Raw genomic sequence first — 25915 nt, 5'->3', positions numbered from 1 at the left:
GTCCTCTCCATGGCCAGCCAACCCGCAACGCTCTTGATCGTCGATGATGAAATCCAGGTGCGCAAGCTGCTGGAAACCCTGCTGCGCCACGAGGGGTACCAGACCGTGAGTGCCGCCAGTGGTGAAGAAGCCTTGCAGTTGGTGGCGCAACGGCCGCCAGACTTGATCCTGCTGGACATCATGATGCCGGGCATGGACGGTTACGAAGTGGCCAACCAGCTCAAGAGCAACCAGGCCACGGCGAACATTCCGATCATCATGCTCTCGGCCCTGAGCGAATCCAGTGCGCGACTCAGTGGCCTGGAAACCGGTGCTGAAGAATTCATCAGCAAACCAGTGGAACGGGTCGAGTTGTGGCTACGGGTACGCAACCTGCTGCGGCTCAAGGCCCACGGCGATCAGTTGAAAAACCATAGCCTGTTGTTGGAGCAGCAACTTAAACACCACCAACAGGAGTCCTCGCGGTTGAATGTGCATGACCTGGCGCGCCTGGACCTTGAAAAAGCCCTGCGCCTAGCCGTCGAGCGCGAAGAATTCGTGCTGCATTATCAACCCAAGGTCGAACTGGCCAACGGTCAGGTGTGTGCCCTTGAGGCCCTGCTACGCTGGGACCGGCCCGGTTACGGTGCAGTGTCTCCGGCGGTGTTCATACCGATCCTGGAAAGCCAGGGGCTGATCGTCACGCTAGGGCGTTGGGTGATCGACAACGTGTGCCGTCAGATCGCGACCTGGCAATCCAGCGCGGTGGGTGCGGTGGAAGTGTCGGTCAACGTTTCCGGGCATCAATTGATCGAGGGCGACCTGATTGCCGATATCGCTCAATCACTCGCGAATGCCGGCGTCGAGGCCCATTGGCTGGAGGTTGAACTGACCGAAGGCTCGTTGATGGAGAACACCCAACACACCATCGCCAGCTTGCAACGCCTGCGGGCCATGGGGGTGAAGATCTCCATTGACGACTTTGGCACCGGCTATTCCAGCCTGGCTTACCTGCGGCGGTTCCCGATTGATACGCTGAAAATCGATATTGCGTTTATCCGCGAAGTCACCAGCAACCCCCAGGACGCGGCGATCACCCGCACCATCATCGAACTGGCCCACAGCCTCAAGCTGCGAGTGGTCGCCGAAGGTGTGGAAACCCAGGCGCAGCTGGAGTTTCTGCGGGAAGCCGGCTGCGATCAGATCCAGGGGTATCTGTTCAGCCGGCCGCTGCCGATGAAAGAACTGGAGCGCTTGTTGCTGGAAAAACGCGGCCTGGTCAGGCCGCAGCCCCACTGACTTCGAACAGCCCCTCCCGCTTCTGTAACTTGATTGCTCGCGGGCCGCAGATCAAAAGCTAGAGCGAATGGAGGGTAGCTCTGCTTTTCTGTGGGAGCTGGCTTGCCTGCGATGGCATCAACTGGGTCTGCCTGATACACCGAGGTGTCTGCATCGCAGGCAAGCCAGCTCCCACATTTGACCGTGCCCGCTCTTGATTATGTACTCCCGCCTAAGGATCCAACACCCCCCCGCTGTAACCCTCAGACAACCGCGTGCCGGTAAACTTGGCCACCACCGATCCCTGTGCCACCAACCGCTCCCGATGCCCCGTCACCATCCGCCCGGTTTGCGCCGCATGCAGCACAACTTCAGAAGCCGAATCCCCAGGCCGCCGAACAATCCGCGCAAACCGCTCACCCTCTTCAACCTGCTCACCCAAACCTTTTTCAAACACCAACACCCCGGCACACGGTGCCAGAATGGTCTCCATACAGCCCATGTCCACCACCTGCCCCTGCCAGTCGGCAATCACCGGCGCCTCATCAATCACCCCGCTAGCACAAAGCCAACCCCAGATCCCGTCACCATCCCGCCCGGCCAAGGCATCACTCACATCCGCCTGCCCACGCAATTCAATCGTCGCCGCCAACCGCGGCTTCCCGTGATCAATGATCGTCTCTTCAAACGACCCATCACCGCCCTCGTCCCAGACAATCACCACATCCACCTGCAACGCCGCCGCCAATACCTGGCCCTCCGGCCAAAAGCTGCGATGTATATACAGATACGGCAGCGCCTCATCATCGGTGTGCAGGTCCAGCACCAACTCCGCATCAGCCGCCAACTGCACCAGACTTTTCTGCCATTGCGCCAAGTTGCTTGCCGGCCGCTCCATGGCCAATGAATGATCAAACGCCCGATTAAAGTTCTGCCCGGTGGCCTCATGAAACCGCCCCAACAACCGCCCCTGGCGAAACTGCCCAATGCCAAACGGATTAGCCTGAGGCACCACCGTCACCGAGCCCTTGAGTCGCCCCCGGTCCTGACACGCCTGCAAACGCGGCAGCAGTTGATGCAACACCAGCATCCCGGCGATTTCATCGGCATGCACCCCGGCTTGCAGGTGCACCCGAGGCCCGCTGCCGTCACCCTCGAAGCGCCAGGCGCCGATGTGCAGGGTGTTCCCGGAATCACCGGGGACTTGCCACGAAAGGTCTTTTGCCATGCCGTTGCCCTCCTCTTGTTGGTTCTGCAGGTATATATTGAACACACGTTCAACCATCTGGGATGTGCCTGTGACCGAAGACCGTCGCGACCTGCTGATTGCCGCCACCCTCACCAGCCTCGCCCGGGACGGGCATGCCGGCATTTCGGTGCGGCGCATCGCCGCTGAAGCCGGGGTTTCGGTGGGGTTGCTCAATCACCATTTCGGCAGCATCGATGCACTGATCGCCGAGACCTATCACAAGCTGGCCAGCGAACTGACCACCGCCCTCTGGCAGGAAGTCGACCAGGCCGAGGGCCCAGCAGCGCGGCTGGATGCATTCCTCGCCGGTTCGTTTTCCTCGCGGGTGATGGACCCGAAACTGTTGGGCGTCTGGGTGGTGTTCTGGAGCTTGATCCGCCACTCGGAACACGTGAATGACTCCCATGAAAAAAGCTACCGCGCCTACCTCGAACTGATCCGTCAATTGCTCGACGACCTGGCCCAGAGCGAAGGCTTCGTGATCCATGACACGCGCCTGGCCGCCATCGGTTTATCGGCGATGCTCGACGGACTCTGGCTTGAGTGGTGCCTCAACCCCGGCACCTTCAGCCCCGGCAACGGGCTGCACATCTGCCGCTGCTGGATACAAGGGCTGCGTCACGGAGCATTCGGCGCCGACCACGTCTTGTGACACGTGATGCCGGGCGCTGAGCATGGCCAGGGTGCCGCTGACGGCGATCAGCGCGGCGCCGAAGATCAGCGACACGTCCATCACCGTGCCCCACACCAGGCTCGACAGCAGGAAGGCCCAGATCAAGCCGGTGTACTCAAACGGCGCCAACAGCGTCGCCGTGGCTCGGCGGAAACTCGCAAACAACAGGAACTGGCCAATGCCGCCCACCAGACCGGCACCGAGCATGCCCAGCCACGCCGGGGTCGGCGACGGTGTGTGGGTCCAGGGCAGCGTCACCACCATGCAGATCACAAACACCACATTGGTGATCAGCATTTGCTCCAGCACCGAGGTGTTGTCGTCCACCTGGCGCAACTGGATATAGGTAAATGCCCAGCACAGTGCGGCGGCCAATGTCAGGGCGATTGGCAGCGGGTCGACCATGCTACTGGGACGACAGGCGATCACCACGCCGACAAAGCCTATGATCAGCGAAATCCACTGGCCGCGACTGGCGCGTTCCTTGAGGATCAGCGCCGCCAGCAGCGTGACCATGATCGGCGCAGAAAAATACAGGGTGGTCATTTCCGCCAGGGTCAGGTCCTTGGCGGCGGTGTAGTACAGCAGCCAGGCCAGCAGCGACAGCAGGCCGCGAATGATCAGCAGCTTGCGACTGACGGAACGCCAGGCACGCTTGAGCAAGCCCAGGCGCCCGGCGATCACGCACGCAGCGACCACCACCAGGCTGCGCCAGAACAGGATGGTGAAAACTGAATAGTCGGCCACCAGCCATTTGATCCCGGCGTCCTGCAACGCCAGGAACGCATAGGCCAGCGAACACAGGGCAATCCCTTGCAACGAGCGATCGGTTTTCATCCGGCAGACCTGCGCAACGGTGTGCCGCGCCGCTCGGCAACGGCATACAGGGCTTCAATCAAAAAGGTCAGGCACAGGTAGACCCCGGCCACCAGCAGCAGCGGCTGGTAGATCTGCAAGGTCTGGGCGCGCACCACGTTGGCAGCGCCGAGCAGGTCGACCACGGCGATGGTTGAAGCCAGTGCGGTGGACTTGAGCAACATCACCGTCTCCCCCGCCAGGGTCGGCAGCAGCAGGCGCATGGCCCGTGGCAAGCGCACCCGCAACAGGGCCTGGCGCGGCGTCATGCCAAACGCCGAGGCGGCTTCCATTTCACCCTTGGGCACCGCCAGCAGGCCGCCGCGAATCACTTCACCGACGTACGCGCCCACTGACAACACCAGGGCAAACACGATGTACCAGTAACCGTCCCGCAGGAACGGCCAGAGGAAACTCCCGCGAATCATCGGGAACTGGGCAAATAGACTGCCCAGGCCGTAGTAGAAGATGTAGATCTGGATCAGCAACGGCGTGCCCCGCAGCACACTGGTGTACCCCAGCGCACAGCGGGCCAGCCACTTGCGCCGGGACAGCCGCGCCAGGGCTACCAGCACCGCCAACGCGAAGCCGAGCACTGCCGAAATCACCAGCAACGACAGGGTCGTCTGCAAGCCTTTGGCGATCAGTCCTGCGTAATAACTTATCCACTCAGGCATGTGTGGCTCACTCGACAACCGGCATCCAGCGACGAATACGTCGTTCCAGGCGCCCGGACAGGTAGTTGGAGGCCAATGTCACCAGGTAATACAAGGCGGCGGCCGTGAGGTAAAACAACAGGTAATGCCGGGTCGAGCCCGCCGCCTGTTTGGCGGTGTACAGCAGTTCGTTGGTGCCTACCACGCTGATCAGCGCGCTGTCCTTGATCAGGTTGATCCACAAATTGGACATGCCGGCCAGGGCGTACGGCGCCATGATCGGCAGGGTTACCCGACGGAACAGGCCAAAGCCGCTCAAGCCAAACGCCCGCGCCGCTTCGATCTGGCCGTGGGGAATCGCGAGGATCGCCGCGCGGAAAATCTCCGAGGCGTACGCGCCTTGCACCAGCCCCAGTACCAGGACCGCTACCAGCGGGCCGCTGATGTTGAACTGCGCAAACCCCAGCCACAGCATCAGCGCGTTGAGGCCCATGGAGCCTGCGTAATACAGCAGCAGGATCAGCAGCAACTCGGGCACTGCGCGAAAGACTGTGGTGTAACCGCGCATCAGCAGGGCTATCGGGCGCGGTGCACTGAGCTTCGCGCAGGCCACCACCAGGCCGATCAGCAACCCCACCGCAAACGAGCCGGCGGAGATCTGCAGGGTCATCCATAACCCTTTGAGCAATGCATTGCCCCAGCCTTGCTCGCTGAAGTTGAGTAGATCGAACATCGCGGCTCCCTATTTCGATGACACGCAGTGACCCTGTGGCGAGGGAGCTTGCTCCCGCTGGACTGCGCAGCAGGCCCATTTTTTGGGGGCGCTTCGCACCCCAGCGGGAGCAAGCTCCCTCGCCACAAGCACTCCCTTTCTACCGGGTTAGTTTGTGTAGGGGCTGTCACATACCTTGCTGACGTACGCCGGGGTATCGGCTCTTTTGCACGGGCTGACCGACACACCAAACACGCTCTGCGAGAGGTCCGCGTAGTCCTTGCTCACCAGCAACTCACCAATGGCTTTGTCCAGGCGGGCCTTGAGCTCGGTGTCTTCCTTGCGCAGGCCAGCCCCCACGCCGCGACCGATGATCGGGTCGTAAGGCACTTCGGCGATTTCCGCCAGGCCCTGGGCTTCAGGGGTCTTGACCATCATGGCGATGGCGACACCGTCGGCCATCATCAGGTCGGTGCGCCCGGCAATCAGGTCGGCGTTGGCCGATTCCTGGGTGTCGTAGTACTTCAGGTCAGCAATGTTCTCGTAGTATTTCTTCAGGTAGTTGGCGCTGACCGTTGAGATCTGTACGCCGATGATCTTGCCCTTCAACCCCGCCGGCGTGACCTCGACAGTGGTGCCCTTGGGGCCGGCAATGCCCAGCAGCGAGTCGTAGTAGGCGCGGCTGAAAGCGATCTGTTTTTCGCGCTCTTCGGTGACCGACATCGAGGAGAAAATCACGTCGATTTTCTTCGCCAGCAACGAAGGAATAATCCCGTCCCACGCCACTTCCTTGATCTGACACTCAGCCTTCATCAAGCCGCAGAGCTTGTGGATCAGATCCACCTCAAAGCCGGACCATTCACCGTTGCCGCCCTTCACCGTGAACGGTGGGTAGGGTTCCGCCGCTACCGCGAACACAATGGGTTTCTCCGCCGCCAACGCCGTACCTGCCGCCAGCATCAACACTGCACTGCTCAACCACTTTGCCAATCGTTTGGATTTCATGATCTTGCCCCGTCTTTTTTTGGAGTTAGCGAGTTTGATGCGCGTTGACGAACTGCCGGCAACGTTCACTGCGTGGGTCGATAAACACCGAGTCCGGCGAGCCGGTTTCCTCGATCAGGCCTTGGTGCAAAAACGCGACTTTGGATGACACGTCCCGGGCGAACGCCATTTCATGGGTCACCAGGATCATGGTGCGGCCCTCTTCCGCCAGGGAGCGAATCACCCGCAACACTTCGCCCACCAATTCCGGGTCGAGGGCCGAAGTGGGTTCGTCGAACAGCATGACTTTGGGACGCATGGCCAGGGCGCGGGCGATGGCCACCCTTTGCTGCTGGCCGCCGGAGAGGAACGCCGGGTATTCGTTGCGCTTGGCGGCCAGGCCTACCCGGTCGAGCAAGGCTTCGGCGCGTTCGATGGCTTCGGCGCGGCTTTCCCGCAGCACCTGGATCGGCGCTTCGATAAGGTTTTCGAGGACCGTGCGATGGGGCCACAGGTTGAAATTCTGGAACACCATGCCGAGTGTCGAGCGAATCCGTACCAGCTGTTTGGCGTCGGCCACCAGCGGTGCGCCGGGCCGGCCGTAGTTAAGCTTGATGCTTTCACCGTCGACATGAATGCTGCCCTGGTCCGGCACTTCGAGCATGTTGATACAGCGCAGCAAGGTACTTTTTCCCGAGCCGCTGGCGCCGATCAGCGAGATCACTTCGCCTTCGTGGGCCGTCAGGGAGATGCCCTTGAGCACTTCGATATTGCCGAAGCGTTTGTGCAGGTCGAGCACCTCGATCATCTTCTTCGCCGCAACCGGCTGCACGCTGATGATTTTCGCCGCAGGCGCTATGGGTGGTTCAGCGGCGAGCTTGGCGACGAAGCGGCTGATGCGTTCACAGGCTTCCGCCAGCCGGGTTTCACCCAGGGTGAACGACAGCCGCACAAAGCCCTGGGCCGGCTCGCCGAACGCCGCAGCATCCAGCACGGATACCCCCGCTTCGCGAAACAGGCGCCAGGCGAAATCCAGGGAGCTGAGGCCGGTGTCCCGCACATCCACCAGCACAAACATGCCGGCTTGCGGAGCGCGTACGTGGATGCCCGGGCAACCGCTGAGGCCCGCCACCACCAGGTCACGGCGGCGACGGTAAGTTTCACGCATGCCTTGAGTGACTTCATCGTGGGCCAGTACGGCAGCCGTCGCGGCTTCCATCACAAACCCTGGCAAGCCGTAGAGCATGCTCAATACCAGGGTTTCAGCGTGGGCAACCATGGCCGGTTCGGCGACGATCCAGCCGATGCGCCAGCCGGTCATGGCGTGGGATTTGGACAGGCTGCCAATCACGATGCAACGTTCGGCCATGCCCGGCAGCGCCGCCAGGCTGTGGTACTCGCCATCGAACACCAGGCTTTCGTAGACCTCGTCTACCACCACCCACAGTTCATGCTCGATCGCCAGGTCGGCAATCGCTTGCAGCTCCTGGGGACTGAGCACCACGCCGGTGGGATTGTTGGGGTTGGAGAAGAAGATCGCCCGAGTACGAGGCGTGATGGCGGCGGCCAGCAGTGCCGGGTCGAGGCGAAAACCCGAGTCGGCCGAACACGGCACCCGCACCAGCGTCGCGCCGCTGGCCTTGAGCGTGGCTTCGTAGGTGACGTACATCGGGTCGAGGACAAGCACTTCATCACCGGCCTGTAACAGGCACAGTGAAGTGACGAATAAGGCGTTCTGCGCACCGGCCACAGTGATGACGTTTTCGGCGTTCAGCGGGCGCGCCAGAGACTGGCTATAGCGGGCGGCGATGGCGTCGCGCAGTGCCGGGCGGCCGGGGATTTCGGTGTAGTGGGTGTCGCCCTGGCGCAGGGCGTCGACGGCGGCGTCGGTGATGAACGAGGGTGTGGCGAAATCCGGGTCGCCCACGCTCAGGATAATGATGTCTTCGCCTTTGCTGCTGGCCTGGAAGGCGGCGTGGTGAATGTCCCAGGCTGCTACGCCCTGCCCTGCAATTCGCTCAACAAAGGGTGAAAACCGCATGCCAGTGCCTCTCGTTCAATCAGAAAAAGCGCAAGCCCGCCTGTTACCAGGCAGGGGGTGCAGCCAACATAATTGAAACTGAACACTCGTTCAACGGCAAACTTCACCGGATGTCGTTAACAGCTAAAACAGGTCGTTGTGGTGGTTTGCCCATCAGGTTGCACTGGTGGTCTTGCAGCTCTTCGGCAGACGCCAGGTTCCATTCCTTGAGCGTCAACCGCGTGGTCAGCAGCACGAAGTTGCCATTTGCACCCGGTGTCAGCAGCAAGCTGTAGCTGGCCATGGCGTCGCCCTGGGCCTGCGCGTACTCATTCAAGATCGCCAGCGGGTCGCGCAGGTCGAAGTCCGCTGCCGACATGGTGCGGGCGCTATAGGTGTGCCCCAGCAGTTTTACCGGCAGGGTTTGCCATTGCTCGTTGAGGGTCGCGGCGCGTTCGTTAAGGGCGTTGAACACGTCGGGCCGCAGGCAGGCGATATGGATGTGCAACTGGTTTTGCGAGCGGCCATAACGCGAGTTGATCGCCAGCGACACAAAGCGGTCGGCAATCGGTGTTTGCAGGCCGGCGGAGAGTACATCGTGGTTTTTCCAGGCCTGGGCGAAGTAATGGGGCAGCAGGTTCCGGGTCAGCGCGATGTCTTCGATGCCGGTGATTTTATCGGTAGGGATCAGCAAATCCTGATACGGGCCGTTGAGGTCCTTGAGCAGTGCAAAGCCTTTCGCCGGGTCGACCTTGAGGCACGGGCTGGGGTTGAGGTGCTGGTTCTGATCAGGCACGCATTGGCGGCTGACGATCTGCCACAGCGCATCGGGATTGCCCCGCCACTTCCAGGCGCCCGCCAATGCCACCACACACAACAAACCACTGACAGTCTTGAATACGGTACCGCGCTTCATGCCAAAAACCTCAACGCCAAAGGGATGTCTTCTGTTGTTTTGCAACCGCAGACATCCCTGTCGCAAAGGTTAACGCTGGGCAGGGGCCATGAATTCCGGCCCTACCGGATCTTTTATCGTGCTGGCGAGAATACGGTCGATATGTTGCAGGTCGTCGGCGCTCAGCTGCCAGCCGAATGCGTCCTCGATGCCTTTCAGTTGGTCCGGACGACGGGCGCCCCACAGCGCAATCGTCGGGCCCTGGTCCAGCACCCAGCGTAATGCCAGGGCCAGCACTGATTTGCCGTGGCATTCGCGGGCATACACGTCCAATGCCGCCACCGCCGCCAGGTATTGCTCAAACCGTGGCGCCTTGAATTTCGGGTCGAGCTTGCGCACATCATCCCCGTTAAAACGCGTGGCGGCGTGCATGCTGCCGGTCAGCAAGCCTCGGCACAGCGAACCGTAGGCCAATACCACCAAGGCGTTTTGCTTGGCGTACGGCAGGATGTCGCTGTCGATCGCCCGCTCGAACAGGTTGTAGGGTGGCTGCACCGTGTCCAGGTGGGTGTACTGACGGAAGTCATCCATTTGCGCGGGCGAATAGTTGCTCACACCCACGGCCAGGATCTTGCCCTCACGGCGCAGTTTTTCCAGTTCGCAGGCGGTCTCTTCCTGGGCCACCAGCGGGTCGGGCCAGTGAATCTGGTAGAGGTCGATGTAGTCGGTTTCCAGGCGCACCAGCGAGTCTTCGACTTCCTTGCGGATGCGCTGGGCCGTGGCGTTGCGGCGCACGGTGCCATCGTCCCATTGCAGCCCGGCCTTGGTGGCGATCACAGCGTTGTGGCGCACACCGTGCAGGGCGCGGCCGATCAGTTCTTCAGACAGTCCGAGACCGTAGACCGGCGCGCTGTCGATAAAGTTGATGCCGCTGTCCAGCGCATGGCGAATGGTCTTGATCGAGACCTCATTATCGGCACCGCCCCACATCGAGCCGCCCATGGACCAGGTGCCCAGGGCAATCCGCGAAACGGCCTTGTCGATGCCCGGGATCTTGATGGTTTCGATACTCATGAAAAAGCCTCCGCCAGAAACAATCAGTAAAAAAACGATTACTCTAGATCATCCGTGGTTGAATCGGGCTCAACGGCGCGTGCAACCCAACCCCTATAAAAGGTGCTTGATATGGCTGCGTTCAACCGTTCCGAGTTGGCCGACCTGAATGTGTTCATGGCGATCATCCGTCGCCGCAGTTTCCGGCATGCCGCCCATGAGCTGGGCGTCACCACTTCGGCCCTGAGCCACACCATGCGCAACCTGGAAACCCGCCTGGGGGTCAAGTTGCTCTATCGCACCAGCCGTGCGGTGGAGCCCACCGATGCGGGCGTGGTGCTCGCGGAAAAACTCAGTGCCGGCTTTGCGACGATTCAGGACGGCCTCGACACCCTTGAACTGTACCGCGAGGCGCCGATCGGCCGACTACGCCTGAACGTGCCACGGGATGCGGCGGTGTTGCTTGTCTCGCCCATCCTGGGAGAGTTCACCCGCGCTTACCCGCAATTGCGCCTGGACGTGATGATTGATGACCGCATGCTCGACATCGTCGCCGAAGGCTACGACGCGGGTATCCGCTATGGCGCCACGGTGCCCCAGGACATGGTGGCCGTACCGCTGACGGGCGAGCTGCGCTGGATCATGGTCGCTTCCCCCGCGTATCTCAAGCAGGCCGGAACGCCTTCGGTACCCAAGGACTTGCTCGCGCACTCTTGCGTGCGCATGTACCTGGGCGACAAGACCACCTACAAATGGGAGCTGGGCAACGGCCCCCGCCAGCAGCGTCTCGACGTGCCTGGCCACTTCAGTGCGGCCGACACACAAACCATCGTCGACGCAGCGCTGCAAGGCGTGGGCATCGCCTATTGCCTGGAGAATCGCGTGCTGTCGGAACTGGCAGACGGCCGTCTGGTGCAGGTGTTGCCCGACTGGGTCTGCATCGGCGCGCCGCTGTGCATGTACTACCCGAGCCGCCGGCAGTCGCAGCCGGGGTTGCGGCAACTGATCGACATGATCCGTCTGAAAACCACCGGCTCGCCGTGGCTGGAATCACATTGAACCTGTGCCAGGCGGTGGTCCTCAAACCGGGATAGACCACGGCCTGGTGCATGCTCGATGACTTTTATTTTATGGATGGCCGTACTCGGCGCAGTGTTGCTCATCCTGGCCCTCACCTCCTCCTACCTGCGCTGGATGCCGGTCACTACCTCGGCTGTTTGCCTGCTGCTGGGTATCTGCATCGGCCCGTTGGGCATGGACTTGCTGCACCTGGACATCAAGGGCTCCGCCCGTTGGATGGAACACCTGACGGAAGTCGCGGTGCTGTTTTCGCTGTTTGTCAGCGGGCTGAAATTGCGCCTGCCCCTCAAGCACCGAACCTGGCGCATTGCGTTTGGGATGGCCGGGCCCGTGATGCTCTTGACCATCCTCGGCACATGCCTGGCGCTGCATTGGCTGCTGGGGTTGTCGTGGGGCGTTTCGCTGTTGGTGGGGGCGATTCTGGCGCCCACCGACCCAGTGCTTGCAGGCCTGGTCCAGGTGAATAACGCTCAGGACTATGACTCGCTGCGCTTCGGCCTCTCAGGCGAGGCCGGACTGAACGACGGTACGGCCTTCCCTTTCGTGATCTTTGCGCTGATCTTCATGCAGCACGGCGGCTTCGACGGTGACTGGCTTGGCGGCTGGGTCCTGAAAAACCTGCTCTGGGCCGTACCTGCCGGGCTGCTGGTAGGGTATTGGATGGGCCGGGGCATCGGTCGTATCACCCTGAAAATGCGCATTACCAATGCCGACAGCACACTGTCACCCAATGATTACCTGACGCTGGCCCTGATCGCCCTGGCCTACGTGGTGGCTGAAGCCATCGGCGGCTACGGCTTTCTGTCGGTATTCGCCGCCGGCCTCGGGCTGCGCCAGGCCGAGTTCAAGTCCACCGGCAATTCACAAACCCCCGCCGAGCATCTCGCCCAGCCCGTGGTTGGCCACATGGAAGTGGAGCCGGAGCATGCGTTGCATGGAGACGTCGGGCAACTGCAAGACACGCAGATCGCCGCTGGGGTGATGATGGGCGATATGCTCGCCTTCGGCGGCCTGGTGGAGCGTTCGATGGAAGTGTTTCTAGTGACCCTGCTGGGGGTGGTACTGGTCAGCCATTGGGACTGGCGGGCACTGGCGGTGGGCGCGTTGCTGTTTTGCGTGATCCGGCCCCTCAGCGTGCTGTCGATACCCTGGGGCACCTTGCTCAATGGCCATCAGCGCGGATTGGTGGGCTGGTTCGGGATTCGCGGGATCGGCAGCATCTACTACCTGTTCTACGCCATCAACCACGGGCTGGTGGGAACCAGTAGCGCGGTGGCGGTGAACCTGACGCTGTCAGTCATTGCCCTGAGCATCGTCGTTCATGGTCTCAGCACGCAGCCGATGCTGGTGTGGTATGAACGACGTGCCCAGGCACAACAATGACGTCTACTCCTGGTTTTCGATATTGCCGACGTCGGCGGCATCATCCAGGTCGTTAAGCGGTACTTCGGCATCATCCATCAATGAACCCGGGTCTTCGTTGCCCGGGTCATTGAGTTCATCGTCTTCATCAATTTCAACTGACATGACCGTCTCCTCTAACCGCCTTGGGTATCGATATCGGCATCGGTTTCAGGCTTGGGCTCGCGCTCGGGCTTGAAGTCAGGACTGTAGTCGTTTTCCTTGGCCGTTGGGTCGCTGGCAGGCTTCGGGTCTTTCGGTGCGTCGGCCGCGGTGCCTGGCGCCGGTTCGCCGCGGTCGATGGCAGGATCGTTGCGGTTGCTGGTTTGCGGGTCGTTGTCTGTGCTCATGGCTCACCTCTGTTGGAAAACGCAGACTGCGTAAAGGTAAGGTCCTGTGCGGGTGGGTGAAGTTCCAATTGCTTATGAGCCGGGATTGTCCACCTGGATATAGAACGCATAGGCCCCCAGGATTACCCAGAACACCATGAACAGCCACGGCGCGCGCATCGAAAACAACAGCGACTTGCGATAGCCCTTGTGGGACGACTCCATCTCGGAAAACAGAGGCGACTCGTCATAGGCCATGCCCATCACCGGCTCGCTGCGCAGCAGTTCGCTCTGCTTGTAGTGCCAGTGATCGATGATGTCGTAGGCCGCCCGAATGCCCGGCCAGGCGTTGAGGGAACTGAGGATGCCCAGCAGGGCCAGGAATACCGGCACCACCAGGGTGAACAGCTTGCCCCATTCCGGATTGAGGTTGCCCATGCCGGAAACGAAGGCGATCACCAGGAACGACTGCGCCGTAAGGTAGGCGTCGGTACGGTTGGCCAGGATGCTGGTTTCGTACTGGATCTCGCGCCGGTAGAAATCGAGACGGTCCTTGGGTGAGCCGAAAATCTTCGCGTTGTGTTCGCTGTGGTCGGTCAGGCTCGATTCCGGGGTGTCGGGTGAAATGATTCTGGGCACATCCGTGCTCCGTGCTGGACTGGGACCCTTTAGAAGAATCAGGCCGGCGCGAAGTTCAAGTTTGTTAATGCGCCAAATTGGAGCACGCCCCGCCCCCTGTAGGAGCGAGCTTGCTCGCGAAGGGCGTCAACGATACCGCTGGCATCCTGACTGAACGGGGTGTTCTCAGGTTTTTCGCGAGCAAGCTCGCTCCTACAGGGGTTTCGGCACAGGCATTGCTTTATCCATTCATCTGCCCGGATACAGGAGCAATCGTTACCTCTCGACCCAGAGCCCACCCCAAAAGAAAGTAAGGACCAGGCCTGCTGGCACCATCAGCCACGGGCTCATAAAAAAATGCGTTTTCTAAAGCGGCAGTGCCAAAGCGCAGTTAGTCCCGGCACTGACAAGGTAATTGGAATGGCTCGATCTTTCTTTGATGAAATGAATGACGCACAAGGCGTTTGCCGTGCGCACTATCAGGAATTCTCCCGCTGGCTGGCCAATACGCCGCCAGAACTGCTGGCCCAGCGCCGCCGTGAAGCCGATCTGCTGTTTCACCGCGCCGGGATCACCTTCACCCTGTATGGCGACGAGCAGGACACCGAGCGCCTGATCCCCTTCGATATCATTCCCCGCAGCATCCCTGCCAGTGAGTGGAGCGTCATCGAACGCGGCTGTATCCAGCGGGTGAATGCGCTGAACATGTTCCTCGCCGACATCTACCACGACCAGCGCATCATCAAGGCCGGGATCATCCCCGCCGAGCAAGTCCTCGGAAACGAGGGTTACCAGAAAGCCATGGTTGGCCTCGACCTGCACCGCGATATCTACTCGCACATCTCCGGGGTCGACCTGGTGCGCGATGGCGACGGCACCTACTACGTGCTCGAAGACAACCTGCGCACTCCCAGCGGCGTGAGCTACATGCTCGAAGACCGCAAGATGATGATGCGCCTGTTCCCGGAGGTGTTCGCCAAGCAACGCATCGCCCCGGTGGACCACTACCCCAACCTGCTGCTCAAGACCCTGAAAAGCTCCAGCCGCCTGGACAACCCCAACGTGGTAGTGCTGACGCCGGGCCGCTTTAACAGCGCGTTTTTTGAACATGCGTTCCTGGCCCGGGAAATGGGCGTGGAGCTGGTGGAAGGCGCGGACCTGTTCGTGCACGACCTCAAGGTATTCATGCGCACCACCGATGGCCCGAAGGCCGTTGATGTGATCTACCGCCGTATCGACGACGCGTTCCTCGACCCGCAAGCCTTCAACCCCGACTCGATGCTCGGCGTGCCCGGCCTGGTTGCGGCCTACTGCGCGGGCAATGTGGTGCTGGCGAATGCCATCGGCACCGGCGTGGCGGATGACAAGTCGATCTACCCCTATGTGCCGGAAATGATTCGCTTCTACCTGGATGAAGAGCCGATCCTGCAAAACGTGCCGACCTTCCAGTGCCGCAAACCGGATGAACTGTCCCACGTGCTCGCCCACCTGCCGGAACTGGTGGTCAAGGAAACCCAGGGCTCCGGCGGTTACGGCATGCTGGTGGGCCCCGCTTCTACCGCCGCCGAGATCGAAGACTTCCGGCAACGCATCAAGGCCCGACCCCACGCCTACATCGCCCAACCGACCCTGAGCTTGTCCACCTGCCCGACCTTTGTCGAAAACGGCATCGCGCCACGACATATCGACCTGCGGCCCTTCGTGCTCTCGGGCAAGGAAACCCGCCTGGTGCCCGGAGGCTTGACCCGCGTGGCACTGCGCGAAGGCTCATTGATCGTCAACTCGTCGCAAGGCGGCGGAACCAAGGACACCTGGGTGGTGGAGGGCTGAATATGCTGAGTAGAACCGCCGCAGATCTGTATTGGATGTCCCGTTACCTGGAGCGTGCCGAGAACCTGGCACGCATGCTCGAAGTCAGTTATTCGCTGTCGTTGATGCCCCAGGCCGGGCGCAGTGACGGGCTCGACGAGCTGGCCATGTCGCTGCTCAGCAGCGGCACCCTGGAAAGCTACCTCGAGCGCCATAAGCAGTTGGACGCCGAGCGCATGTTGCATTTCTTCGCCCTCGACGAGGAAAACCCGGCGAGCATCTACAACTGCCTGCGGGCTGCGCGGGGTAACGCCCACGCGGTACGTGGGCGGATCACCGCCGACATGTGGGAAAACCTCAATGCCACCTGGCTCGAGATGCGCAGCATTGCGGCCGGCGGCTTGGCCCGCCACGGCATCAGCCATTTTTGCGACTGGGTGAAGCAGCGTTCGCACCTGTTCCGCGGGGCGACATCCGGGACAATCATGCGCAACGACGCCTATCGGTTTATTCGGCTCGGCACCTTTGTCGAGCGGGCGGATAACACCTTGCGGTTGCTGGACGCGCGGTATGAGATGTTTGGGGAAGAGTCTGAGGAAGTCAGCGACCTTTCGGCACGCGGGTATTACCAGTGGAGTGCGTTGCTACGGGCGCTGTCTTCGTTTGAGGCGTATACCGAGCTGTACCCGAATGCGTTGAACGCGCGGTCGGTGTCGGAATTGTTGCTGTTGCGCAGCGATGTACCACGCTCGTTGCATGCGTGTATTGAAGAGTTGAGCCATATCCTCGCGGACCTGCCGGGGAGCTATGGGCGTACGGCCCAGCGTTTGGCGGCGGAGTTTGAGGCGCGGCTGCGGTATACCGGGATTGATGAAATTCTGGAAGACGGACTCCACAGCCGGCTGACGGAATTTATCGATACCGTGCGGGAGTTGGCGCGGGCGATTCATAGCTCCTACCTTGAAGTCGTCTGATGTGATCGTTCCCACGCTCCGCGTGGGAATGAATCCGTTGACGCTCCGCGTCACGCCTTCAAAAGCGGACGCAGAGCGCAGGAACGATCGTGACGGCTGTGATGTGCGGCTCAATCATGTAACTGTCATTTCGGATCATTGATCCGGCCCTGGTGCCGCTCTTATGTTGGTGGGGTGCAACGCCCCGCCCATCATAAGAACAGGTGCCCACCATGTCCGAACAACTGAACCTATCTCCCGAGGCCGCCCACAGCCTCAAGCGCTGGCACGCCATGCTCGTTGCCGGTGACCTCAAGGCCCTCCCCGAATTGCTGGCCCCCGACGCAGTCTTCCGCTCGCCCATGGCCCACACGCCCTACCCCGGCGCGCCCGTGGTGTCGATGATCCTCAACACCGTGTTCAACGTCTTTGAAGACTTCACCTACCACCGTGAGCTGGCCACCGCCGATGGTCAAAGCGTGGTGCTGGAATTCAGCGCACGCGTGGGTGACAAGCAGCTCAAGGGCATCGACCTGATTCGCTTTAACGAACAAGGGCAGATCATCGAGTTTGAAGTGATGATCCGCCCCTTGAGCGGGCTGCAAGCCCTGGGTGAGGAAATGGGCCGGCGCCTGGCGCCTTACCTGGCGAAAGCCAAGGGCTGAATGTCTACTGGTTTTTCACCAGCACCGGTTCTGCGCGGTACTGCTCAGGGAACAGTTTTTTCAGCTGGGCCACCTTCGGCAGGTCGTTGATCACGATGTACGGATAGGACGGGTTTTCCGTCAGGAAGTCCTGGTGATAGGACTCCGCCGGGTAGAAGGCCTTGCCCATTTCGATTTGGGTCACGATCGGCTTGTCGAAGGCCTTGGCGGCGTCGAGTTGGGCGATGTAGGCCTGGGCGACTTTTTGCTGTTCGGCATTCTGGGCAAAGATCGCCGAGCGGTACTGCGTGCCGCTGTCCGGGCCCTGGCGGTTGAGTTCCGTGGGGTTGTGGGCCACCGAGAAGTAGATCTGCAGCAGTTTGCCGTAGCTGACCTTGCCCGGGTCGTAGGTCACGGCGACGGATTCGGCGTGGCCGGTATCGCCGCCGCTGACGCTGTCGTATTGGGCGGTGCTGGCCGCGCCGCCGTCATAGCCGGAGACCGCATTTTTCACCCCTAGCACATGCTGGAACACGCCCTGCACGCCCCAAAAGCAGCCGCCAGCGAACACGGCGGTTTGCAGGTTGTTCGAGTCTGCCGGCAGGTCCATGGCCGGCGGCGCAATCACCACCGCGTCGTCGGACGGGCCGAAAGAGAACGCCGAGCTGTGGCCGACAAAGGCGGCGAACGCCAGGGCGGGTAAGTACTTAAACAGTTTCATCTCAGTCACTCCGAAACATCAGAATAAACGCGGTCAACGGTGGGAGCTGGCTTGTCGGGTCGCCGCATCGCTGCGATAGCGATGTTGAATCCACCACCGCCATCGCAGCGATGCGGCGACCCGACAAGCCAGCTCCCACATTGATCGGGTTAACCATGCAAAATTTCGCCATGAGTTAGCCGAAGGTGAAGGCGTAGGCCGCCACTTGCGGGTCTAGAAACTCGATGGTGAAGGTCCGGTCCTTGACCGCGCCCGGCTGGCGAACAAGCTGGTACAAGCGCTGCTCAGTCACCGTGCCACTGCCATCCGGAGCAACGTCGGTGCCGTGGGCATCCCCCGGCGCCTGGCCGTCAATCGTCACTTTGAAGCGCACCGGCTTGCCGTCGGCGCCAGGCCCCAGCACCAGATGCAGGTCACGGGCATGGAAGCGGTAGACGATCTTGCCGTGGGCCGCCGCGAGGGTGGCTTGCTGGCCGCCCACGTTCCATTGGCCTTCCAGGGTCCAGTTATTCAGCGCGAGATTACCGGCTACCGGGTAGTTGGCGACCTTGTCGGTAGCCAACGTGCCCGTGGAGACAAAATTCTCGGCACGCTGGAAGCCCAGGTAGGTTTCCGGCGACTGCACTTCGTTCATGTCCGGTGCGGCCTGGATGCCCTTGGCGTCCGCTTCGATCAAGCCGCCCGCCACCTTGGTAGCGCCCGCCTCACGCAGCAGTTGCTGGATCACCCGTTCGGACTCGGCGTAGTCACCCTCGCCAAAGTGGTGATAGCGAATCTGGCCCTTGGCGTCGGCGAAGTAATGCGCCGGCCAGTACTGGTTATTGAACGCGCGCCAGATCTTGTAGTTGTTATCGATGGCCACCGGGTAGGTGATGCCCAAGTCCTTCATGGCCTTGGTAACGTTGTTCACGTCGCGCTCGAAGGCGAATTCCGGAGCGTGCACACCGATCACCACCAGGCCCTGGTCGCGGTACTTCTCGGCCCAGGCCTTCACGTACGGCAAGGTGCGCAGGCAGTTGATGCAGGAGTAGGTCCAGAAATCCACCAACACCACCTTGCCCTTCAACGCCTCGGCGGTCAGGGGTTCGGAGTTGAGCCATTGCACAGCGCCGTCCAGCGCCGGCAACTGGCCTTCCACCGGCAACGTGTCGCTGTGGTTGGCAGCCATCATCGCCCCGCTCTTCTGTTCAGGCTTGGCGCTGAGTTTTTCCACCAGACTTTGTTCCAGGCCACCGGTCGAGGCCGTCGACAAGCGTGCCAGGATGCCGGTGTCCAGGCCCAGGGCAATTGCCGCCACACCCGCCAGCATCAATGCACCCAGGCCACGGCGCAGCCATTCACCGGCGCCCAGGGAACGCTTCATGAAGCCAAAGACTTTACCGCCGACCAGCAACGCCAAGGCCAGGGAGGTGGCAGCGCCTGCCGCGTAGGCCAGCAAGAGCAAGGTAGTGCCGATACTGGCGCCTTGCAGCGCGGCGCCCGTCAGCACCAACCCCAGGATAGGCCCGGCGCACGGAGCCCACAGCAGCCCGGTGGCCACGCCGATCAGGAATGAAGCGCCCGGCCGGGGCCGCGAATCGGCCCCGGCGGCTTCCGACAGGCGACTGCCCGCCGCCACCAGTGGCCGGGTCAGGCGTTCGGACAGACTGGGCAGGAGCAAGGTCAGCCCGAATAGCGCAACAAACAGCAACGCGAGCCAGCGACCGTACTGATTGACTTGCACCACCCAACCGCCGCCCACCGCCGCGAGCGAGGCGACCAGGGCGAACGTCATCGCCATCCCCAGCAGCAGCGGCAAGCCACTGCGCAAAAACGGCTGCCCGGTGCGAGCGAAGACAAAAGGCAGAACCGGCAGGATGCACGGGCTGACAATCGTCAGCACGCCGCCCAGATACGCGAGAACCAAAAGCCACATGGGGTATTCCCTTATAAGAAGACATCGAATTAAGCCGCGGTGAACGTCATGGCTGCGCCGTTCATGCAATAGCGCAGGCCGGTAGGTGCCGGGCCGTCATCGAACACATGCCCCTGATGACCGCCGCAGCGGCGGCAATGGATTTCCTTGCGTTCCACACCGAAGGAAGTGTCAACGTGGCTGGCCACGGCGTTTTCCAGGGGTTGCCAGAAACTCGGCCAGCCGGTGTGGCTTTCAAATTTGGTGGCAGAGGCATACAGCGGCAATGCGCAACCGGCGCAGGCGAAAGTGCCGTTGCGATGCTCGCTGTTGAGGGCGCTGCTGTAGGGGCGTTCGGTGCCCTGCTCCCGCAGGATCGCGTATTGCTCGGCGGTCAGCAGGGTGCGCCATTCGGCGTCGGTGTGACTGACTTCGAAATGTTCGGCGGCTTCGGCTTCGGCAATCAGGGCGGGCCCGGCATTGATTTTTTGCAGCAGGCCACCGGCGATTACCGCAAGCCCAAGGCCGCCACCGGCCAGCAGCATTTGACGACGCGTATACATGACTTTCTCCTCACACAAGTGCTGATGGCTGTCGAAACCCCTATGGCTGACAAATAAACTGTGGCGAGGGAGCTTGCTCCCGCTGGCCTGCGCAGCAGGCCCATCTTTCAGGGCCGCTTCGCGCCCCAGCGGGAGCAAGCTCCCTCGCCACAATAGGGTTGCGTACTTATGCCATTGCGATGAGTCAAGGTTAGGCCCGGTCTGGTCGCGGAATCCTCACGCAGAGTTAAACAATTCGTGATAACTACACTGTTGCAAAACCCGCACAATGCGCGAATCACGAGAAAAGGTTTTGCCAATGGATCAGCCCAAACGTGTCCTGGTTGTCGAGGACGATGCGCACATTGCCGATTTGATCTGCCTGCACCTGCGGGACGAGCAGTTCGAGGTGGTGCACAGCGCCGACGGTAACGAGGCCGTGCAACTGCTGGAACAAGGCGGCTGGGATGCGTTGATCCTCGACCTGATGCTGCCCGGCGTCGACGGCCTGGAAATCTGCCGCCGCGCCCGAGCCATGACGCGCTACACGCCGATCATCATCACCAGCGCCCGCTCCAGTGAATTGCACCGCATCCTTGGCCTGGAGCTGGGGGCCGACGACTACCTGTCCAAACCGTTCTCGATGCCCGAGTTGGTGGCGCGGGTCAAAGCCTTGCTGCGCCGGGTAGATGCCATGGCCCGCAACCTCAAGATGGACGCCGGCAGCCTCGACCTCGGCCAGTTGTTCATCAACCCGCTGACCCGCGAAGCCACCCTGCAAAGCCAGCGCCTGGACCTCACGCCACGGGAGTTCGACCTGCTGTATTTCTTCGCACGCCAGCCGGGCAAAGTCTTCTCGCGCATGGACCTGCTCAACGCCGTGTGGGGCTACAGTCACGAGGGCTACGAACACACGGTCAACACCCATATCAACCGCCTGCGGGCCAAGGTCGAGACCGACCCGGCCAACCCGGCGCGCATCCTCACGGTGTGGGGCCGTGGCTACAAATTTGCCGAGCAATCGTCATGAGGCTGACCCTTACCCAGCGCCTGTCGTTGGTGTTTGCGCTGTTGCTGCTGATTTGCAGCGGCACTTCGGCCTGGTTGCAAGTGCGCTCCAACCACATGCATGAACTGGAGGTGGTGCAAGGCCTGTCCCGCGACCTCGCGGCACACATCGCCCGCGACACCCAGTTGATGGACGCCGACGGCCTCAAGCCCGATGCGGTGCGCAACCTGTTCAGCCAGTTGATGCTGGTTAACCCGAGTGTCGAGGTGTACCTGCTGGACATCAATGGCCGGGTGGTGGGCAATGCCGCGCCCAGCGGGCACTTGCGCCGTGACCAGGTGAACTTGGAGCCGATTCGCCGATTCCTCAGCGGCGCCCGGTTGCCGATCGTGGGCGATGACCCGCGCAGCGTCGACGGGCTCAAGGTTTTCAGCGCCGCGCCGCTCAAGGTCAATGGCCAGCAAACCGGCTACCTGTACGTGGTGCTGCTGGGCGAGGCCCATGACCTGTTCGATGCCCAGGACGCCACCAGCGTGGCTCTGAATATCGCGCTGTGGTCCATCGCCCTGGTAGCGCTCCTGTGTCTGCTGGCCGGCTTGACCGCCTTCGCCTGGATCACCCGACCCCTGCGCCTGCTGACCGAGAAAGTCGGCCAGTTCGATATCAACGGTGCGCCGAAAGTCCAGCAGCCCGTGGCCACTGCCCCGTCGAGCCAGGACGAAATCGCCGTGCTCGACCAAGCCTTCAACCAGATGGAAAACCGCCTGGGCGAGCAATGGCGCGCCCTCACCCACCAGGACCAGGAACGTCGCGAAATGGTCGCCAACATCTCCCACGACCTGCGCACGCCGCTGGCTTCGCTGCATGGCTACCTGGAAACCCTGTCGCTGAAAGACGCCAGCCTGAGCCCTGAAGACCGTCGGCGTTACCTGGGTATTGCACTGGACCAGAGCCGCAAGGTCGGTGGTTTGGCGCAATCGCTGCTGGAGCTGGTGCGGTTGGAACATGGTTTTGTGCAGCCGGTGATCGAGGGCTTTTCCCTGCCGGATTTGGTGCAGGACATCTTTCAGAAATTCGAACTGACCGCCGAGGCGCGCGGCATCGTCTTGAGCGCCACCCTGCCACCGCAGGTGCCAACGGTATTTGCGGATCTGGGATTGATTGAACGGGTGCTGACCAACCTGCTGGATAACGCGCTGCGGCATACACCGGTGAACGGGGATATTCAGATCACGCTTGCGCCCAAGGGGGATCGGGTGGAAGTGACCGTCAGTGACAGTGGGCCGGGGATTGATGCGGAACTGCGTGAAGGGTTATTCCTGCGGGCGTTCACCATTGGTGGTGCACGGCGGGATGGCGGGTTGGGGTTGAGGATCGTGCATCGGATATTGCAGTTGCATGGGTGTGAGATTCGGTTAGTGGAAGTGGTTGGGCGTGGGGCGACGTTTAGGTTTTCGTTGGTGAGCCAGCCTAGAATGTTGGCGGGGGAATAAAAGCGGAGCAGATTCATTGGTTAAATAAATCGGCCCCGCTTACTTTGCGCTATTCGTATTATAGTTGTGTCACACGCAACAGAAACACAGAGATCGACTGAAGGTCCCCCCCATTCGATATCGTATTAACTGAGAATTGAAGAGGACCAGTAGCGCTGGCCGTAAACTCTATTTTTAAGTCCTTTCCTTCGTTCTGGAACGTATAGGTCGCACTCCTATGAACACCCGCCATGATATACGCACCTGGCGGACCGCCATAATAGTTCCCGATTAGTGTTGCCTCGAAAATATAGCGTTTACCGGCCGTGACATTGATGTTCTTTGTAAGCGCGCGCCCCTCCCCTTTAATGGGACCATTGTTGTGCCACAAGAAATATTTGATGCCTCCACCATTGGTCAACAATGTAAGGTAAAGCCCCATCGCGGCTCTGGTCCAACCGTTCATGTTTTGATTATCGAAGTTAGTGTAATCCAGTATCTGGATGGATTTGACAGTGTACGTCGTCGTCTGAAGAAGTACCGCCTGAGATTTATTGTTCACTTTGTCGAAAGCAATACGTACCTCAATGGTCAATGTGGTCCCATCTTTAAGTGTCCGAAACCAGTTGTGATTAGGGTTGTAGCTATACGCTCCCGCATGGCCATTGTTCGCCCCAGACCAAGGCTCATAAACCACGGCTTGGTTGTTACTGTCGGTTCCTTTGTAGGTCAGCCATTTAATTTGCCCATTGGAAAACTGAAACGGATAGGCCGCGATACTCCACAAGGTGGACGCACCAAAGCCGGTTATGTCCAGTAAACCACCCGTGGCAATGCTATTGATCAACGGCCTCGGCAAGCTGCCCACAGGAATCGGTGTTACCGTAACCGTCAACGTTATCGAGGGGCGTGTTACATTTGCCCGGGTCACTTCATACTTGAGCATAAAGGTTTTGTTGACATTACCAATGTTGGCACCAATAGCTGATGCTGGAATGCCAAACGTCACAACGCCGCTGGTTAGTCCGTTTTTGGCGGCAATCACTGGAGAACCAGCACCGGCAGTACCTTGCATGGTGACCTGAATCGAATCACCGTCGCGCATGCCGACATAGCTCACCACCAAGGTCGTGCCGGTCTGTACATCCAGTGGCGCAAGTGTGGCAGTACCGGGGCCTGTGATAGTCGCTCGGCTCAAGCCCGGCGGTGGCAACTCGCCCAGGCCCTGGCGAATTTCCACGGTGGCGATATGGGAATAACGGGGCCGTTGCTGGCTACGTTCCAGGGTGTAAAAGACCTTGACCTGTTCGTCCAGATTGGCCGTGATGTAGTCAATCAAAATGCTGTGCTCAGTGGTGGCTCCGTCTACGCCCACTTGAACCCTGACACTGGTATTGGCGCCAGGACCTATCCAGTACAAAGTGATCCAGTCACCTTGCAATGTGCCGGTAAACGGGGCAATCACCCAGGCATACTCCGTAATATCATCCGGGTTCAAAACCCCGTCGTACGCTTTTTCGACAATGGGTTCGGGCAGCTCCCGCACCGGCTCGCCCACATGGACTTTTAAGCGCAAGGACTCCTGAGGCAATGCCCCCTGGCGGGATAGAACGTAATACACCTCGGTGGGGTAACCGTTGAAATGCTTGAGTATGCTGTCGGGTACCATAACGAGCATCTCGCCTTCGGGCGTGATCGGGATGTTGCCAACCGGCGCGCCTATCCTACGCACAATGGGGCTCCCTACCCCCTCCGCAACCACCATCACGTCCAGAAATGCGCCGTCAGGCCAACTCGCCTGGGCAGGAAACCGCACCGTGGCCTCAGGCAGGTCTGGTTCAAGGTAATCACCGATCAGTTGATCGATGGTCGGAGCAGGCCATTTGACTACATCACCCAGGATCCTCAGGTGGCGGTTGTATGAGCGTTTATCCGGCAATCCGTCGCCCTGGAGCAGGTAATAAGCGTACGCCGTCCCCTTGGCCAGTGCAGCCACCAGGGCATGCTCGATATTGAAGTAATAGGCCTTGCCACCGGACAGGTTTTGACTCTCCAGATGCGGCACTGCAACGCCCTCATTGTCAGTACCCGCCCACACCAGCGTGACGACCGAATACGCACGGGCGTCCGCGCTGCTGACGCGCGCACCCACCCTTACCGCCTGGCCACCCAATTGCTCCAGTTCGATGTCCCGCTCAGTCTCGGGGAACGTCAGCCAAGGGGCCTCTGGGCGCTCCGTATCGAGGTACACGTCCACCCAGGTTATCGGCGACCAGCGCGCCCATTCATCCGGATAATTGCCGGTCGCTCCCTCCACCTGAAAACCCACAGGAATCGCTTCGCCGTTACCGGCGGCGCCGATGTTTGCGTAGTCGACGGTGAGGCGGATGTCGGTGTTCACCTCGTCAGGCTGGACTCGGTGTTCGATTCGCTCGGAACCCCAAACCAGAATCAGCAGGTCATAAGGCGCCATGTTTTCCCAATGCCGAAACACGATCTCGACGCCCTGCGCGGCGCGGGTGTCGTCGACGCCATCGATCAGCACATCCGGAGGCAGTTCGTAGACCAGGCGCTGATGCCCCGGCGTTTCGTCATCGGGATCACGCCCACCAGGACGCTGCAGGTTGACCCGTAGCCGCAGGCGTTCGGTTTCGTCGCTATTGCCGCTGCTGCGAATGACTTTGGCATACACCGGATCGGCCCACGCCTCGAGGAGGTGGTCCACGGGTACGATGAACGGGATGCGCGTCAGGTCCTCATCGTCCTCGCGGATAAAGTTGCCCGCGACCGGCCACTGCGGGTCGCCCCAGTACAGCTCGAACACCGTGCCGGGCGGCGTATTTTCCGGGCGCGCCATGTGCACCAGCAGCGGGTGTTCGATATGCCGCAGGCCGATGCCACCATCGGCGGCCTCGATATCGTCGGGAATGGGCGGCTGAAGCAGTGGAATGTCGACGGGAGGCAGGAGGTCGGCGGATGGGCGATGCATGGGCATGATGAAAGTCCTCGTTGAGTCGCCGTTGGGCGCTGATCCCATCCAATACTTATGGACGCGATGTGGCTACTGTCAGAATTCACAGGTGGCTAAT

The 25915-nt window shown here is 60.9% G+C and carries 23 protein-coding genes and 1 pseudogene; 9 read left to right on the top strand and 15 right to left on the bottom strand.

Annotation, left to right across the window (positions count from 1 at the left end; all coding sequences use genetic code 11):
• Positions 1–9 precede the first annotated feature (9 nt).
• Complete coding sequence (locus tag BLU46_RS32120) at positions 10–1278, top strand: EAL domain-containing response regulator (protein ID WP_093209876.1); 1269 nt, start codon at positions 10–12, stop codon at positions 1276–1278.
• A gap of 211 nt (positions 1279–1489) precedes the next feature.
• Here the strand turns inward: BLU46_RS32120 and BLU46_RS32110 are convergent, their stop codons facing one another.
• The gene (locus BLU46_RS32110; protein WP_093210228.1) at positions 1490–2485 is read right to left on the bottom strand and encodes a M14 family metallopeptidase; all 996 of its coding nucleotides are present in this window, start codon (positions 2483–2485) and stop codon (positions 1490–1492) included.
• Between BLU46_RS32110 and BLU46_RS33330 the strand changes: the two are divergent.
• A pseudogene (locus BLU46_RS33330) lies at positions 2430–3062 on the top strand (TetR/AcrR family transcriptional regulator); the annotation flags it as partial. The gene BLU46_RS32110 and the pseudogene BLU46_RS33330 sit on opposite strands and share 56 nt — an antisense overlap.
• On the opposite strand, the gene BLU46_RS32100 reads toward BLU46_RS33330, so the two are convergent.
• The 7 genes from BLU46_RS32100 to BLU46_RS32065 form a co-directional block, all read right to left on the bottom strand.
• The gene (locus BLU46_RS32100) at positions 3018–4016 is read right to left on the bottom strand and encodes a DMT family transporter (RefSeq protein WP_093209871.1); all 999 of its coding nucleotides are present in this window, start codon (positions 4014–4016) and stop codon (positions 3018–3020) included. The pseudogene BLU46_RS33330 and the gene BLU46_RS32100 overlap by 45 nt on opposite strands.
• Entirely contained in the window at positions 4013–4711 is a 699-nt protein-coding gene (locus BLU46_RS32095; protein ID WP_063030284.1) for an ABC transporter permease, read from the bottom strand. The genes BLU46_RS32100 and BLU46_RS32095 overlap by 4 nt, the downstream gene beginning before the upstream one ends.
• Positions 4712–4718: 7 nt before the next feature.
• A complete protein-coding gene (locus BLU46_RS32090) occupies positions 4719–5423 on the bottom strand; it encodes an ABC transporter permease (RefSeq protein ID WP_063030286.1) in 705 nt (234 codons plus the stop codon).
• A gap of 147 nt (positions 5424–5570) precedes the next feature.
• Complete coding sequence (locus BLU46_RS32080) at positions 5571–6407, bottom strand: transporter substrate-binding domain-containing protein (RefSeq protein WP_063030288.1); 837 nt, start codon at positions 6405–6407, stop codon at positions 5571–5573.
• A gap of 25 nt (positions 6408–6432) precedes the next feature.
• Positions 6433–8427: an aminotransferase class I/II-fold pyridoxal phosphate-dependent enzyme gene (locus BLU46_RS33410; RefSeq protein ID WP_093209867.1), complete on the bottom strand. Its 1995-nt coding sequence runs from the start codon at positions 8425–8427 to the stop codon at positions 6433–6435.
• 103 nt (positions 8428–8530) lie between these two features.
• Positions 8531–9322: a CDP-diacylglycerol diphosphatase gene (locus tag BLU46_RS32070; protein ID WP_093209865.1), complete on the bottom strand. Its 792-nt coding sequence runs from the start codon at positions 9320–9322 to the stop codon at positions 8531–8533.
• A 69-nt stretch (positions 9323–9391) separates the two neighbouring features.
• On the bottom strand, positions 9392–10375 hold the full coding sequence (locus tag BLU46_RS32065; protein ID WP_063030294.1) for an aldo/keto reductase: 984 nt from the start codon (positions 10373–10375) through the stop codon (positions 9392–9394).
• Positions 10376–10486: 111 nt separating this feature from the next.
• Between BLU46_RS32065 and BLU46_RS32060 the strand changes: the two genes are divergently transcribed.
• Both BLU46_RS32060 and BLU46_RS32055 read left to right on the top strand, forming a co-directional pair.
• On the top strand, positions 10487–11413 hold the full coding sequence (locus BLU46_RS32060) for a LysR family transcriptional regulator (RefSeq protein ID WP_093209863.1): 927 nt from the start codon (positions 10487–10489) through the stop codon (positions 11411–11413).
• A 57-nt stretch (positions 11414–11470) separates the two neighbouring features.
• Positions 11471–12817, top strand: a complete 1347-nt coding sequence (locus BLU46_RS32055; protein ID WP_063030298.1) for a cation:proton antiporter — start codon at positions 11471–11473, stop codon at positions 12815–12817.
• A 3-nt stretch (positions 12818–12820) separates the two neighbouring features.
• Here BLU46_RS32055 and BLU46_RS33115 read toward each other — a convergent pair whose 3' ends face one another.
• The 3 genes from BLU46_RS33115 to BLU46_RS32045 form a co-directional block, all read right to left on the bottom strand.
• Positions 12821–12961, bottom strand: coding sequence for a hypothetical protein (locus BLU46_RS33115; protein ID WP_167410157.1), 141 nt, complete (start codon positions 12959–12961; stop codon positions 12821–12823).
• Between the two features lie 11 nt (positions 12962–12972).
• Positions 12973–13185 (bottom strand): hypothetical protein, encoded by a 213-nt coding sequence (locus BLU46_RS32050; protein ID WP_063030300.1) that lies wholly within the window; start codon positions 13183–13185, stop codon positions 12973–12975.
• Positions 13186–13257: 72 nt separating this feature from the next.
• Entirely contained in the window at positions 13258–13803 is a 546-nt protein-coding gene (locus BLU46_RS32045; protein WP_063030302.1) for a hypothetical protein, read from the bottom strand.
• Positions 13804–14202: 399 nt separating this feature from the next.
• Here BLU46_RS32045 and BLU46_RS32035 point away from each other — a divergent pair, with 399 nt between their 5' ends.
• The 3 genes from BLU46_RS32035 to BLU46_RS32025 all read left to right on the top strand — a co-directional run bounded on the left by BLU46_RS32035 (position 14203) and on the right by BLU46_RS32025 (position 17209).
• On the top strand, positions 14203–15612 hold the full coding sequence (locus BLU46_RS32035) for a circularly permuted type 2 ATP-grasp protein (protein WP_063030304.1): 1410 nt from the start codon (positions 14203–14205) through the stop codon (positions 15610–15612).
• A 2-nt stretch (positions 15613–15614) separates the two neighbouring features.
• A complete protein-coding gene (locus BLU46_RS32030) occupies positions 15615–16565 on the top strand; it encodes an alpha-E domain-containing protein (RefSeq protein ID WP_076013496.1) in 951 nt (316 codons plus the stop codon).
• A gap of 212 nt (positions 16566–16777) precedes the next feature.
• Positions 16778–17209 carry a nuclear transport factor 2 family protein gene (locus BLU46_RS32025; RefSeq protein WP_063030306.1) on the top strand — a complete coding sequence of 144 codons (432 nt, stop codon included), beginning with the start codon at positions 16778–16780 and terminating at the stop codon, positions 17207–17209.
• Positions 17210–17213: 4 nt separating this feature from the next.
• Here the strand turns inward: BLU46_RS32025 and msrA are convergent, their stop codons facing one another.
• From msrA to msrB, 3 genes are all read right to left on the bottom strand, one after another.
• Positions 17214–17909, bottom strand: coding sequence for a peptide-methionine (S)-S-oxide reductase MsrA (msrA, locus tag BLU46_RS32020; protein ID WP_093209859.1), 696 nt, complete (start codon positions 17907–17909; stop codon positions 17214–17216).
• Positions 17910–18084: 175 nt separating this feature from the next.
• Positions 18085–19824 carry a cytochrome c biogenesis protein DipZ gene (locus BLU46_RS32015; protein ID WP_093209856.1) on the bottom strand — a complete coding sequence of 580 codons (1740 nt, stop codon included), beginning with the start codon at positions 19822–19824 and terminating at the stop codon, positions 18085–18087.
• 29 nt (positions 19825–19853) lie between these two features.
• Entirely contained in the window at positions 19854–20366 is a 513-nt protein-coding gene (gene msrB, locus BLU46_RS32010; protein WP_093209854.1) for a peptide-methionine (R)-S-oxide reductase MsrB, read from the bottom strand.
• 298 nt (positions 20367–20664) lie between these two features.
• Here msrB and BLU46_RS32005 point away from each other — a divergent pair, with 298 nt between their 5' ends.
• Together BLU46_RS32005 and BLU46_RS32000 are read left to right on the top strand one after the other, a co-directional pair.
• Complete coding sequence (locus BLU46_RS32005) at positions 20665–21375, top strand: response regulator transcription factor (protein ID WP_093209852.1); 711 nt, start codon at positions 20665–20667, stop codon at positions 21373–21375.
• Positions 21372–22847: a sensor histidine kinase gene (locus BLU46_RS32000; protein WP_093209850.1), complete on the top strand. Its 1476-nt coding sequence runs from the start codon at positions 21372–21374 to the stop codon at positions 22845–22847. Before BLU46_RS32005 ends, BLU46_RS32000 begins: the two co-directional genes overlap by 4 nt.
• Positions 22848–22905: 58 nt before the next feature.
• On the opposite strand, the gene BLU46_RS31995 is transcribed toward BLU46_RS32000, so the two are convergent.
• The gene (locus BLU46_RS31995) at positions 22906–25821 is read right to left on the bottom strand and encodes a hypothetical protein (RefSeq protein WP_093209848.1); all 2916 of its coding nucleotides are present in this window, start codon (positions 25819–25821) and stop codon (positions 22906–22908) included.
• Positions 25822–25915 lie beyond the last annotated feature (94 nt).

Origin of the sequence: Pseudomonas yamanorum (assembly GCF_900105735.1) — a bacterium.
GTDB lineage: Bacteria > Pseudomonadota > Gammaproteobacteria > Pseudomonadales > Pseudomonadaceae > Aquipseudomonas > Aquipseudomonas yamanorum.
Note: the sequence above shows the minus strand (reverse complement) of the source record. Positions and strands in the feature narration are given on the sequence as shown.

Excerpts from the sequence above, each read along its gene's own strand:
- BLU46_RS33410 (WP_093209867.1), bottom strand. The coding sequence starts at position 8,427 with ATGCGGTTTTCACCCTTTGTTGAGCGAATTGCAGGGCAGGGCGTAGCA.
- BLU46_RS32095 (WP_063030284.1), bottom strand. The coding sequence starts at position 4,711 with ATGCCTGAGTGGATAAGTTATTACGCAGGACTGATCGCCAAAGGCTTG.
- BLU46_RS32005 (WP_093209852.1), top strand. The coding sequence starts at position 20,665 with ATGGATCAGCCCAAACGTGTCCTGGTTGTCGAGGACGATGCGCACATT.
- BLU46_RS32070 (WP_093209865.1), bottom strand. The coding sequence starts at position 9,322 with ATGAAGCGCGGTACCGTATTCAAGACTGTCAGTGGTTTGTTGTGTGTG.
- BLU46_RS32000 (WP_093209850.1), top strand. The coding sequence starts at position 21,372 with ATGAGGCTGACCCTTACCCAGCGCCTGTCGTTGGTGTTTGCGCTGTTG.
- msrB (WP_093209854.1), bottom strand. The coding sequence starts at position 20,366 with ATGTATACGCGTCGTCAAATGCTGCTGGCCGGTGGCGGCCTTGGGCTT.
- BLU46_RS32015 (WP_093209856.1), bottom strand. The coding sequence starts at position 19,824 with ATGTGGCTTTTGGTTCTCGCGTATCTGGGCGGCGTGCTGACGATTGTC.
- BLU46_RS32100 (WP_093209871.1), bottom strand. The coding sequence starts at position 4,016 with ATGAAAACCGATCGCTCGTTGCAAGGGATTGCCCTGTGTTCGCTGGCC.
- BLU46_RS32050 (WP_063030300.1), bottom strand. The coding sequence starts at position 13,185 with ATGAGCACAGACAACGACCCGCAAACCAGCAACCGCAACGATCCTGCC.
- BLU46_RS32090 (WP_063030286.1), bottom strand. The coding sequence starts at position 5,423 with ATGTTCGATCTACTCAACTTCAGCGAGCAAGGCTGGGGCAATGCATTG.
- BLU46_RS32030 (WP_076013496.1), top strand. The coding sequence starts at position 15,615 with ATGCTGAGTAGAACCGCCGCAGATCTGTATTGGATGTCCCGTTACCTG.
- BLU46_RS33115 (WP_167410157.1), bottom strand. The coding sequence starts at position 12,961 with ATGTCAGTTGAAATTGATGAAGACGATGAACTCAATGACCCGGGCAAC.
- BLU46_RS32120 (WP_093209876.1), top strand. The coding sequence starts at position 10 with ATGGCCAGCCAACCCGCAACGCTCTTGATCGTCGATGATGAAATCCAG.
- BLU46_RS32025 (WP_063030306.1), top strand. The coding sequence starts at position 16,778 with ATGTCCGAACAACTGAACCTATCTCCCGAGGCCGCCCACAGCCTCAAG.
- BLU46_RS32080 (WP_063030288.1), bottom strand. The coding sequence starts at position 6,407 with ATGAAATCCAAACGATTGGCAAAGTGGTTGAGCAGTGCAGTGTTGATG.
- BLU46_RS32065 (WP_063030294.1), bottom strand. The coding sequence starts at position 10,375 with ATGAGTATCGAAACCATCAAGATCCCGGGCATCGACAAGGCCGTTTCG.
- msrA (WP_093209859.1), bottom strand. The coding sequence starts at position 17,909 with ATGAAACTGTTTAAGTACTTACCCGCCCTGGCGTTCGCCGCCTTTGTC.
- BLU46_RS32055 (WP_063030298.1), top strand. The coding sequence starts at position 11,471 with ATGACTTTTATTTTATGGATGGCCGTACTCGGCGCAGTGTTGCTCATC.
- BLU46_RS32110 (WP_093210228.1), bottom strand. The coding sequence starts at position 2,485 with ATGGCAAAAGACCTTTCGTGGCAAGTCCCCGGTGATTCCGGGAACACC.
- BLU46_RS32060 (WP_093209863.1), top strand. The coding sequence starts at position 10,487 with ATGGCTGCGTTCAACCGTTCCGAGTTGGCCGACCTGAATGTGTTCATG.
- BLU46_RS32035 (WP_063030304.1), top strand. The coding sequence starts at position 14,203 with ATGGCTCGATCTTTCTTTGATGAAATGAATGACGCACAAGGCGTTTGC.
- BLU46_RS31995 (WP_093209848.1), bottom strand. The coding sequence starts at position 25,821 with ATGCCCATGCATCGCCCATCCGCCGACCTCCTGCCTCCCGTCGACATT.